Annotated in this window: 11 protein-coding genes; 7 read left to right on the top strand and 4 right to left on the bottom strand. The window is 56.0% G+C overall.

From position 1 onward, the window contains the following. Positions 1 to 210: 210 nt before the first annotated feature. The 7 genes from aroK to trpS all read left to right on the top strand — a co-directional run bounded on the left by aroK (position 211) and on the right by trpS (position 6,623). Positions 211 to 732, top strand: a complete 522-nt coding sequence (gene aroK / locus IM290_RS02100) for a shikimate kinase AroK (RefSeq protein ID WP_003861630.1) — start codon at positions 211 to 213, stop codon at positions 730 to 732. Between the two features lie 57 nt (positions 733 to 789). Beyond that, on the top strand, positions 790 to 1,878 hold the full coding sequence (aroB, locus tag IM290_RS02095) for a 3-dehydroquinate synthase (protein WP_193041604.1): 1,089 nt from the start codon (positions 790 to 792) through the stop codon (positions 1,876 to 1,878). 92 nt (positions 1,879 to 1,970) lie between these two features. Further along, a complete protein-coding gene (gene damX / locus IM290_RS02090; RefSeq protein ID WP_193041605.1) occupies positions 1,971 to 3,275 on the top strand; it encodes a cell division protein DamX in 1,305 nt (434 codons plus the stop codon). Positions 3,276 to 3,342: 67 nt separating this feature from the next. Beyond that, positions 3,343 to 4,155 (top strand): adenine-specific DNA-methyltransferase, encoded by an 813-nt coding sequence (gene dam / locus IM290_RS02085; protein ID WP_015571432.1) that lies wholly within the window; start codon positions 3,343 to 3,345, stop codon positions 4,153 to 4,155. Between the two features lie 39 nt (positions 4,156 to 4,194). Next, positions 4,195 to 4,872 carry a ribulose-phosphate 3-epimerase gene (gene rpe / locus IM290_RS02080; RefSeq protein WP_003861634.1) on the top strand — a complete coding sequence of 226 codons (678 nt, stop codon included), beginning with the start codon at positions 4,195 to 4,197 and terminating at the stop codon, positions 4,870 to 4,872. Beyond that, the gene (gph, locus tag IM290_RS02075; protein ID WP_017384158.1) at positions 4,865 to 5,626 is read left to right on the top strand and encodes a phosphoglycolate phosphatase; all 762 of its coding nucleotides are present in this window, start codon (positions 4,865 to 4,867) and stop codon (positions 5,624 to 5,626) included. The genes rpe and gph overlap by 8 nt, the downstream gene beginning before the upstream one ends. Beyond that, complete coding sequence (trpS, locus tag IM290_RS02070) at positions 5,619 to 6,623, top strand: tryptophan--tRNA ligase (protein ID WP_015571430.1); 1,005 nt, start codon at positions 5,619 to 5,621, stop codon at positions 6,621 to 6,623. Before gph ends, trpS begins: the two co-directional genes overlap by 8 nt. A 137-nt stretch (positions 6,624 to 6,760) precedes the next feature. On the opposite strand, the gene IM290_RS02065 is transcribed toward trpS, so the two are convergent. The 4 genes from IM290_RS02065 to nirB all read right to left on the bottom strand — a co-directional run bounded on the left by IM290_RS02065 (position 6,761) and on the right by nirB (position 11,448). After that, positions 6,761 to 6,931: a YhfL family protein gene (locus IM290_RS02065; protein WP_008503029.1), complete on the bottom strand. Its 171-nt coding sequence runs from the start codon at positions 6,929 to 6,931 to the stop codon at positions 6,761 to 6,763. Positions 6,932 to 7,073: 142 nt separating this feature from the next. Beyond that, the gene (gene cysG, locus IM290_RS02060; protein WP_040118178.1) at positions 7,074 to 8,447 is read right to left on the bottom strand and encodes a siroheme synthase CysG; all 1,374 of its coding nucleotides are present in this window, start codon (positions 8,445 to 8,447) and stop codon (positions 7,074 to 7,076) included. A gap of 134 nt (positions 8,448 to 8,581) precedes the next feature. After that, complete coding sequence (gene nirD, locus IM290_RS02055) at positions 8,582 to 8,908, bottom strand: nitrite reductase small subunit NirD (RefSeq protein ID WP_015571429.1); 327 nt, start codon at positions 8,906 to 8,908, stop codon at positions 8,582 to 8,584. Next, the gene (gene nirB / locus IM290_RS02050) at positions 8,905 to 11,448 is read right to left on the bottom strand and encodes a nitrite reductase large subunit NirB (RefSeq protein WP_017384160.1); all 2,544 of its coding nucleotides are present in this window, start codon (positions 11,446 to 11,448) and stop codon (positions 8,905 to 8,907) included. The genes nirD and nirB overlap by 4 nt, the downstream gene beginning before the upstream one ends. Positions 11,449 to 11,456: the final 8 nt, after the last annotated feature.

The raw sequence follows: 11,456 nt of genomic DNA, 5'->3' as shown, positions 1-11,456 counted from the left end.
GGAGTACCGATTTGAGTTGGACTTACGTCTTATTTCCTTATGCGCCGGGAACGGTGATTTAATCAGTTGCCAAACAAGCCGGAGTATTGAGATAATTTTTCGTCTGACTCTCGCTCTATTGCAAATGAGGTTTCAGTTCATGTCCTGCTACGCCGGGTGTCTGCGCAGCGGGGATTACCATTAACGAATAGTCTTAGTAGTACCGAAAAAATGGCAGAGAAACGCAATATCTTTCTGGTTGGGCCTATGGGTGCCGGCAAAAGCACTATTGGGCGTCAGTTAGCTCAACAACTCAATATGGAATTTTACGATTCTGATCAAGAGATTGAGAAACGAACCGGAGCGGATGTGGGCTGGGTCTTCGACGTAGAAGGCGAAGAAGGTTTCCGTGACCGAGAAGAAAAAGTGATCAACGAACTCACGGAAAAACAGGGCATTGTGCTGGCAACTGGCGGCGGCTCTGTAAAATCTCGCGAAACCCGCAACCGTCTCTCCGCCCGTGGCGTAGTGGTCTATCTTGAGACGACCATCGAAAAACAGCTGGCACGCACGCAGCGTGATAAAAAGCGCCCGTTGTTGCAGGTTGAAACACCGCCACGTGAAGTTCTGGAAGCTTTGGCCGATGAACGCAATCCTCTGTACGAAGAGATTGCTGATGTGACCATTCGTACTGACGATCAAAGCGCTAAAGTGGTTGCAAACCAGATTATTCATATGCTGGAAAGCAACTGATTCTGGCTTTATATACACTCGCCTGCGGGTAAAAGCATTTAAGGTGGATGTCGCGTCATGGAGAGGATTACAGTTACTCTCGGGGAACGTAGTTACCCTATCACCATCGCGGCTGGTTTGTTTAACGACCCAGCTTCCTTCTTACCACTGAAAGCGGGTGATCAGGCGATGCTGGTCACCAACGAGACGCTGGCTCCGCTTTATCTCGACCGTGTACGTCACCTGCTTGAGCAGGCGGGCGTGAAGGTCGACAGTGTGATTCTGCCCGATGGCGAGCAGTACAAAAGCCTGACGGTACTGGATACCGTCTTTACCGCACTTCTGCAAAAACCGCACGGTCGTGATACAACACTGCTTGCCCTGGGCGGCGGCGTTGTGGGCGATCTGACCGGTTTTGCAGCCGCCAGCTATCAGCGCGGCGTGCGCTTTATTCAAATTCCAACCACGTTGCTCTCACAGGTCGATTCTTCTGTGGGCGGTAAAACGGCGGTTAACCATCCGCTCGGCAAAAACATGATTGGCGCGTTCTACCAGCCTGCCTCGGTGGTGGTGGATCTCGACTGTCTGAAAACCTTGCCAGCGCGCGAACTGGCGTCCGGCCTTGCAGAAGTGATCAAATACGGCATTATTCTTGACGGGGAGTTCTTCACCTGGCTGGAAGAGAATATGGATGCGCTGCTGCGCCTCGACGGGCAGGCAATGGCCTACTGTATTCGCCGTTGTTGTGAGCTGAAAGCAGAAGTCGTTGCCGCAGATGAGCGTGAAACCGGCTTACGTGCTTTACTGAATCTGGGGCATACGTTTGGTCATGCGATCGAAGCCGAAATGGGCTACGGTAACTGGCTTCACGGTGAAGCTGTCGCTGCCGGAATGGTTATGGCGGCGCGGGTCTCTGAACGTCTGGGGCAGTTCAGGCCGGAAGAGACAGCACGTATCATCGCGTTGCTTAAACGTGCTGGCTTGCCGGTGAGTGGTCCGCAGGAAATGTCTGCGCAGGCGTACCTTCCCCACATGATGCGCGATAAAAAAGTATTGGCAGGTGAGATGCGTCTGGTACTCCCGCTTGCAATAGGGAAAAGTGAAGTGCGCGGCGGAGTGCCGCACGAAGTCGTACTTGGCGCTATTGCTGATTGTCAGCAGGCGTAACAACTAGAAAGGTCAGACCGCTGTAACAGGTGGTCGTTTTAGCTTCAGGTAAATGCAGAGTCGTTGGCAGAAGCCTTTGAGTGGGGTGTTAAATGGATGAATTCAAACCAGAAGACGAGCTGAAACCCGATCCCAGCGATCGTCGTACTGGTCGTTCTCGTCAATCTTCAGAACGTGATAACGAGCCGCAGATCAATTTTGACGATGTCGAACTGGATGCAGACGATCGTCGCCCTTCGCGTAGCCGTAACGCGCGAAATGAGCGAGAAGACGAGGAGTATGAATCCGAAGAAGAGTTAATGGATGAACAGCCTGTTGAACGTCGTCCGCGCAAACGTAAAAAAGCGGTAGCGGCAAAACCGGCCTCCCGTCAGTACATCATGATGGGCCTTGGCGTTCTGGTGCTGGTCTTGCTGATTGTCGGCATTGGGTCCGCGCTAAAAGCACCTTCTACCAATTCTACCGAGCAGACGGCGTCTGCCGAGAAGAGCATCGACCTGTCTGGTAACGATGCGAGCAACCAGGCGAATGGCGCTCAGCCTGCGCCGGGCACCACTTCCGCAGAGCAGACCGCAGGTAACACCAGCGCTGGCCAGGATATCTCTCTGCCGCCTGTCTCTGCGACCCCGACTCAGGGCCAGGCGCCTGCGACGCCTGAAGGTCAGCAGCGTGTTGAAGTTCAGGGCGATCTGAACAATGCGCTGATGCAGCCGCAGAATCAGGAGCAGGTTAACGCTGCCGTGGTGAACTCCACGCTGCCAACTGAACCAGCCACCGTTGCGCCAGTTCATGGCAGCAATGCCCAGCAGCAAACGGCGACAACGGAAACCAAACCGCGCCAGACGCAGACTGCGCCACGCCAGGAGCGTAAGCAGGCTGTGATTGAGCCGAAGCGTGAGACGAAACCGCAAACCGTGGCAAAAGCGCCAGAAACGAAAGCGCCAGCGCAGACCAAACCTGCAGTGACCCAGCCGGTTAAAGCGCCAACGCCTGCGGCAACCACTGCACCGAAAGCAACGGCGACCACAACCGCGCCTGCTGCAACAACACCTTCTGCAACAACACCTGCGGCTCCCGCAGCCAAAACGGGCGCTGCATCAGGTAAAACGACGGGCAACGTGGGTTCTTTGCAGTCGGCCTCTTCCAGCAACTACACCCTTCAGCTGAGCAGTTCGTCTAACTATGACAACCTCAACGCCTGGGCGAAGAAATCGAATCTGAAAAACTACGTGGTTTATCAGACGACCCGTAACGGTCAACCGTGGTATGTGCTGGTGAGTGGTATTTATGCTTCCAAAGATGAAGCAAAACGTGCCGTTTCCACGCTGCCAGCCGACGTGCAGGCGAAAAACCCGTGGGCGAAGCCGATTCATCAGGTGCAGGCCGATCTGAAGTAATGTTTAAAGCGCAGGATGCTGTCGGAGCTTTCTCCACAGCCGGAGAAGGTGTAATCAGTTAGTCAGCATGAAAAAAAATCGCGCTTTTCTGAAATGGGCAGGGGGGAAATACCCCCTGCTCGACGATATTAAAAAGCACCTGCCGAAAGGCGAGTGTCTTATCGAGCCCTTCGTGGGTGCTGGATCGGTGTTCCTGAATACCGATTTTTCTCGTTATATCCTGGCGGATATCAACAGCGACCTTATCAGCCTCTATAACATCGTCAAACTGCGTACCGATGAGTATGTGGAAGAGGCGCGGAAGCTGTTTACGCCAGAGAACAACAACCCGGACGTCTACTATCAGTTCCGCGCTGAGTTTAATCAAAGCCAGGATCCGTTCCGTCGCGCGCTGTTGTTTCTTTATCTCAATCGCCATGGCTACAACGGCCTGTGCCGGTATAATCTGCGTGGCGAGTTTAACGTGCCGTTTGGCCGCTATAAGCGTCCCTACTTCCCACAGGACGAACTGTATCACTTTGCTGAAAAAGCGCAGAATGCCGAGTTCTACTGTCTCTCCTATGAAGAGTGCATGGATCTGGCGGGCGTAAACTCGGTGGTCTACTGCGACCCGCCTTACGCGCCGCTGTCTGCCACGGCAAATTTCACCGCCTACCACACCAATAGCTTCAGCCCGGCCGAGCAGGCTCGTCTGGCTGAGATGGCGGAAAAGCTGGTCAGCAAAAGAATTCCGGTGTTAATTTCGAATCACGACACGCCTGATACGCGCGAATGGTACAAAGCTGCGAAGCATTTTCAGGTAAAAGTGCGGCGTAGCATTAGCAGCAACGGCGGCACACGTAAAAAGGTGGACGAACTTCTGGCGCTTTATCGACCCTGAGCCTTTGCCCGCCGGTAAACACATTTCAAGGAGATGCGGATGAAACAGTTTTTGATTGCCCCCTCAATTCTGTCGGCCGATTTTGCCCGCCTGGGTGAAGACACTGCCAAAGCTCTCGCGGCTGGCGCGGATGTCGTCCATTTCGACGTTATGGATAACCACTACGTTCCCAACCTGACCATCGGTCCGATGGTGCTTAAAGCGCTGCGTAACTACGGGATCACCGCGCCCATTGACGTGCATCTGATGGTGAAACCGGTTGACCGCATCGTGCCTGATTTCGCTGCGGCGGGTGCCAGTATCATCACTTTCCACCCGGAAGCCTCCGAACACGTTGACCGCACGCTACAGCTGATCAAAGAGAACGGCTGTAAGGCGGGACTGGTCTTTAACCCGGCGACCCCGCTGAGCTATCTCGACTACGTGATGGACAAGCTGGACGTGATCCTGCTGATGTCCGTTAACCCGGGCTTTGGTGGTCAGTCATTTATCCCTCAGACCCTCGACAAACTGCGTGAAGTGCGCCGCCGTATCGATGAGTCTGGCTATGATATTCGTCTGGAAGTGGACGGCGGCGTGAAGGTCAATAACATTGGTGAGATTGCGGCGGCAGGGGCGGATATGTTCGTCGCAGGCTCCGCCATCTTCGATCAACCGGATTACAAAAAAGTCATTGATGAAATGCGCCGTGAACTGGCGAAGGTAAGTCATGGATAAATTGCAGGCTATTCGGGGTGTAGCATTTGACCTCGACGGCACGCTGGTCGACAGCGCGCCAGGATTAACCCGCGCCGTCGATCAGGCGCTGTATGCCCTTGAACTCCCTGTTGCAGGCGAAGAGCGCGTCGTGACGTGGATTGGTAACGGTGCAGACGTGCTGATGGAGCGCGCGCTGACCTGGGCTCGTCAGGAGCGTGCCTCTCAGCGTTCCGCGCAAGGTAAACCGAGTGTTGACCACGCGGATATTCCCCAGGATGAGCAGCAGCGTATTCTGCGCAAACTGTTCGACCGTTTCTATGAAGAGACCGTCGAAGAGGGCAGCTTCCTGTTCCCGGATGTCGCTGAAACGCTGAGCGCGCTACATGCCAAAGGCATCCCGCTGGGACTGGTGACTAACAAGCCGACACCGTTCGTTGCGCCTCTGCTGGAAGCGCTGGATATCGCGAAATACTTCTCCGTAATTGTGGGCGGCGATGACGTGCAGAATAAAAAGCCGCATCCGGAACCGCTATTGCTGGTGGCAGGAAAATTATCCTTAGCGCCTGCGGAGCTGCTCTTTGTCGGGGATTCCCGCAATGATATTCTGGCTGCCAGAGCGGCAGGCTGCCCGTCGGTTGGGTTGACCTACGGCTACAACTACGGTGAAGCCATTACGCTGAGTGAGCCGGACGTTGTGTTCGACCACTTCAAAGATTTGTTGCCCGCACTCGGGCTCTCGCACAGTGAACATCAGGAATTGAATAATGACTAAGCCCATCGTTTTTAGTGGCGCACAGCCTTCAGGTGAACTGACCATTGGTAACTACATGGGTGCGTTACGTCAGTGGGTGAGCATGCAGGATGACTACCACTGCATTTACTGCATCGTGGATTTGCATGCTATCACCGCGCGTCAGGATCCCGAGAAGCTGCGCAAAGCCACGCTGGACACCCTGGCGCTGTATCTGGCCTGCGGTATCGATCCAGAGAAGAGCACCATTTTCGTTCAGTCTCACGTGCCAGAGCACGCGCAGCTGGGCTGGGCGCTGAACTGCTACACCTATTTCGGCGAGCTGAGCCGCATGACCCAGTTCAAGGATAAGTCTGCCCGCTACTCTGAAAACATCAACGCCGGTCTGTTTGACTATCCGGTGCTGATGGCGGCCGACATTCTGCTGTACCAGACCAACCAGGTGCCGGTGGGTGAAGACCAGAAGCAGCACCTGGAGCTGAGCCGCGATATTGCCCAGCGCTTCAATGCGCTTTACGGTGACGTGTTCAAAGTGCCTGAGCCGTTTATTCCGAAATCCGGCGCGCGCGTGATGTCGCTGCTGGAGCCGACCAAAAAGATGTCCAAGTCTGACGATAACCGCAACAACGTTATCGGCCTGCTGGAAGATCCGAAATCGGTGGTGAAAAAGCTCAAGCGTGCGGTGACCGACTCCGACGAGCCGCCAGTGGTGCGCTACGACGTGCAGAACAAAGCGGGCGTGTCTAACCTGCTGGACATTCTCTCCGGTGTGACCGGACAGAGCATCCCTGAGCTGGAAAAACACTTTGAAGGCAAGATGTACGGCCACCTGAAAGGCGAAGTGGCAGACGCCGTTTCCGGCATGCTGACCGAGTTGCAGGAGCGCTATCACCGTTACCGTAACGACGAAGCCTTCCTGCAAAAAGTGATGAAAGAGGGCGCGGAAAAAGCCAGCGCGCGCGCCTCCGAAACCCTGAAAGCGGTGTACGACGCGATTGGGTTTGTGGCGAAACCTTAAGCCGCTTTGCCGGGTGGCGCTTACGCTTACCCGGCCTACGGGACCGTGCAGGTCGGGTAAGGCGGAGCCGCCACCCGACAAAACTGACGAAACAAAAAAACCGGGACTTCCCCGGTTTTTTTACGCCTGAAAAACGCTTACTGCTGTGCCGCCGGGCCGCAACCGCCGATGATCTTCGAAATGGAGATCGCCGGGTGAAGCAGGTAATCGTAGCTGCAATTATTTTTAGTATTTTGAACGTGACCGGTGCAGGCCGTCAGAGTTGATAACAGGCCGACCAGAACGGCAGCTTTTGCCAGTTTGAACATACGCATTCCTTGTCAAAAAATCGAAAATTGGATGTAACACGAGGGAATAAATGGAAAAGTTCCATTATGCGGGCGGTATGTTATCGACTGAGGTAAGAAGGGAGTAGTCCGCTTAAAGACTACTCCCGGGAGAGATTATGCGTTAGTGGCTGGAGAACCAGTTCAGTTTTTCGCGCAGGGCTACCACGCGACCCACCACGATCAGCGCCGGGCTTTCAACCTGCTGCGCCAGCTCGCCCAGCTGCGTCAGCACGCCATCGACCACGCGCTGCGTAATGGCGGTGCCGTTTTCCACCAGCGCGACCGGCATATCTGCTTCCATGCCGTGCTCCAGCAGTTTCGCCTGAATAGTGGCTGCCTGATTTAGCCCCATATAGAACACCAGCGTCTGCTTTTCAGCGGCCAGATTATGCCAGTCCAGTTCGCTGCCGGTTTTCAGGTGGCCCGTCACCAGGCGTACGCTCTGGGCATAGTCGCGATGGGTTAACGGAATGCCGGAATAGGCAGAACAGCCGGACGCCGCCGTAATGCCCGGCACCACGGAGAACGGAATACCCGCGTTGCACAGGGTTTCCAGCTCTTCGCCGCCGCGACCAAAGATAAACGGATCGCCACCCTTCAGGCGCACCACGCGCTTTCCTTTTTGCGCTTCCCGCAGCAGGATCTGGTTGATCTCCTCCTGCGGTACGCAGTGATAACCTGCCCGTTTGCCGACGAACACGCGGTCAGCATCCCGGCGCACCAGATTCATGATGTCATCAGAGACCAGACGGTCATACACCACGATGTCCGCCTGCTGGATCTGCTGGAGACCCTTCAGCGTCAGCAAGCCCGCATCGCCGGGACCAGCGCCCACCAGCACCACTTCACCGCGATGGTCCAGCGGCTCGCTCAGGAGCTGTTCGGTCGTCTCTTCAACGGCTTTGGTGTCCTGATTGGCAAGGGACTGCGCCAGCCTGTCGTTGACAAAGAACTTCTCCCAGAAGCGACGGCGTTCGCCCACGGTTGCGAAGGTTTGCTTCACGCGGGAGCGCAGCTCCCCGGCGTATTGGGCAATCTGACCAAGATGCTGCGGCAGCACGGCTTCCAGTTTTTCCCGCAGCAGACGGGCAAGAACGGGCGAGCGCCCGCCGGACGACACCGCAATCATCAGCGGTGAACGGTCAATAATCGACGGCATGATAAAGCTCGCCTCTTTCGGCGCATCCACAACGTTACAGAAGATGCGGCGCGCTTCGCAGGCGTCGCTGACGCGCTGGTTAACGTCATCGTTATCCGTTGCGGCGATGGTCAGCCAGCAGGTATCCAGCAGGGATTCATCAAATTCGCCCTGCACCTGGGTGAGCATCCCTTCCTGCGCCCAGACGTCAAACTGTGGGGCAAAAGTGAGGGCGTTGACGGTCAGCCGGGCACCCGCCTCTAACAGCAGGCGTGCCTTGCGTTCAGCCACATCGCCGCCGCCCACGAGCAGGCAGTCGCGGTTGCGTAATTGACAAAAAATCGGCAGGTGATCCACGACGTTACCTCACAGCATTCATGGCGGGGGAAGAATTGACGTCAGGATAACAGCAGGAATCGTACAGAACATACGGTTTTTCCTGCCGTTACCCATAAGGGGTCATAAGCCTTTCCTATTGAAAAGGCGAGAGGTTACGCTTTCAGCTGCACCTCGCCGTCCTTCACGCGGACGTCGTAGTGTTTGACCGAGAAGCTTTCATCTTCCATGCAGAGTCCGTCGGTTAAGCGGAAGCGCTGCTTTTTCAGTGGGCTGGCAACCCACAGCTCGCCCTGGTGCTCCGCAATCAGACCGCGGGAGAGCACGCTGGCCTCGAAGAACGGGTCGATATTGCTGATGGCATAGACCTGTTCATCGTGGCGAGGGCGGAAAATCGCCACCTGCTCGTTGCCCAGCAGGGCACAGACGCCGGTTGCTGGCAGAATGTCGTTAATATTGCAGATGTTAACCCACTGGCTCATGCGTTTTCCTCCACCAGCATCACCGGAATACGTTCATACGGGGTCGCTGGACGGTGCTGTTCGCGCTCCGGCACCACCTGCACGTTCGGGTCGCGCTGGGTGCTGTTGATAAAGTGTTTGAAGCGCGTCTGCGCCGCTGGCGTGTTCACGGTTTCGGTCCACTCGCAGATCACCGCCTCGCGCAGGCGGGTCATCTCGGATTCCAGCTGTTCGTTCAGGCCCAGCTTATCGTCGATGATGACCGACTTCAGGTAGTCGATGCCGCCTTCGAGATTATCCAGCCAGGACGCGGTACGGGTCAGCTTATCGGCGGTACGAATGTAGAACATCATGAAGCGGTCGAGGTATTTGATCAGCGTATCGCGATCGAGATCGGCGGCCAGCAGATCCGCGTGGCGAGGTTTCATCCCGCCGTTACCGCACACGTACAGGTTCCAGCCTTTCTCGGTGGCAATGATACCCACGTCTTTACCCTGTGCTTCTGCACATTCACGGGTACACCCTGAGACGCCGAACTTCATTTTGTGCGGCGTACGGATGCCTTTGTAGCGGTTTTCCAGCTCTACGCCGAAGCCCACGCTGTCGCCCACGCCGTAGCGGCACCAGGTGCTGCCCACGCAGGTTTTCGCCATGCGCAGCGCCTTGGCGTACGCGTGACCGGTTTCAAAGCCCGCTTCAATCAGCTGACGCCAGATTTCCGGCAGGTCATCTTTCTGCGCACCGAACAGGCCGATACGCTGGGAGCCGGTGATTTTGGTGTACAGGTTAAACTCACGGGCGATACGGCCCACGGCGACCAGCCCTTCCGGGGTAATCTCCCCTCCGGCAGAACGCGGGATCACCGAGTAAGTCCCGTCTTTCTGAATATTGGCCAGGAAGTTATCGTTGGTGTCCTGAAGCGGAGTGTGTTCTGGTTTGAGCACATATTCGTTCCAGCATGACGCCAGCAGGGAACCGACGGTAGGCTTACATACTTCACAGCCATAGCCCTGGCCGTGTTTCTCCAGCAGTTCGTCGAAGGACTTAATGCCTTCCACGCGGATCAGGTGATACAGCTCCTGGCGAGAGTAAGCGAAGTGCTCGCACAGGTTGTTGTTCACTTCAATGCCCTGTTTTGCCAGCTCGGCGTTCAGCACCTGAGTGACCAGAGGAATACAGCCGCCGCAGCCGGTCCCGGCTTTGGTTTCCGCCTTCAGCGCCGCAACAGTGTGGCAGCCTTTGTTAATGGCGGAGATCAGCATGCCTTTAGTCACGTCGAAGCAGGAACAGATTTGCGCGCTGTCCGGCAGTTTATCCACGCCGATGGACGGCTTACCGCTGGAGGCGTGCGCCGGGAGGATTAGCGCGTCCGGGTTCTCCGGCAGCTCAATGGCGTTCAGCACCAGCTGGAGCAGGTTACCGAAGTCGCTGGTATCACCCACCAGCACCGCCCCGAGCAGGGTTTTGTTGTCCTGGCTGACGATGAGACGTTTGTAGACTTCTTTGCTTTCGTCCAGATAAACATAGCTGCGGGAGTTCGGGGTGCGGCCATGCGCATCACCAATACCGCCCACGTCCACGCCCAGCAGTTTCAGCTTGGCGCTCATGTCTGCGCCGGTGAAGGCGTTTTCGCTGCCGAGGATATGGTCAACGGCGACCTGCGCCATTTTGTACCCTGGTGCAACCAGACCGTATACGCGGTTATTCCAGCTGGCGCATTCGCCGATGGCGTAGATATCCGGATCGGAGGTCTGGCAGGTATCGTTGATCATGATCCCGCCGCGCTGCGCAACGGCCAGACCGCACTGGGTGGCCAGCTTGTCGCGCGGGCGAATACCGGTGGAGAAGACGATGAAATCCACTTCCAGCTCGCTGCCGTCGGCAAAGCGCATGGTTTTACGCGCTTCGGTGCCTTCCTGCACGATCTCTTTGGTGTTCTTGCTGGTGTGAACCTTCACGCCCATGCTTTCGATTTTACGGCGTAGCTGGTCGCCACCCATATGGTCCAGTTGTTCCGCCATCAGCATCGGGGCAAATTCGATGACGTGGGTTTCAACGCCGAGGTTTTTCAGTGCGCCTGCCGCTTCCAGACCCAGCAGACCACCGCCGACAACCGCGCCGCGTTTGCTTCGACGTGCGCAGGATTCAATGGCGTTGAGGTCTTCAATGGTACGGTAAACGAAGCAATCCTGGGTTTCCGACCCTTTAATAGGCGGGATCCACGGATACGAGCCCGTCGCCATGATCAGCTTATCGTAAAAAACTGTACGTCCGGCGCTGGAGTGGATCACTTTCTCCTGACGGTTGATGGTGATAGCGCGTTCGCCCACCAGCACTTTTACGCCATGCTTCTCGTAGAACCCTTCACGCACCAGAGAGAGCTCTTCGGCGGTATGGTGAGAGAAGTAGGAAGACAAGTGCACACGGTCGTACGCCTTGCGGGGTTCTTCACAGAACACGGTAATATCGAACTGCTCAGCATCGGCTTTATCGAGAAGATCCTCAATAAAGCGGTGGCCGACCATGCCGTTACCGATGATAGCGAGTCTGACTTTGCTCATTTTTGCCT

The organism is Enterobacter cloacae complex sp. S1 (assembly GCF_014930525.1).
Lineage (GTDB): Bacteria > Pseudomonadota > Gammaproteobacteria > Enterobacterales > Enterobacteriaceae > Enterobacter > Enterobacter hormaechei_C.
This window is presented reverse-complemented; position numbering and strand designations above follow the sequence as displayed.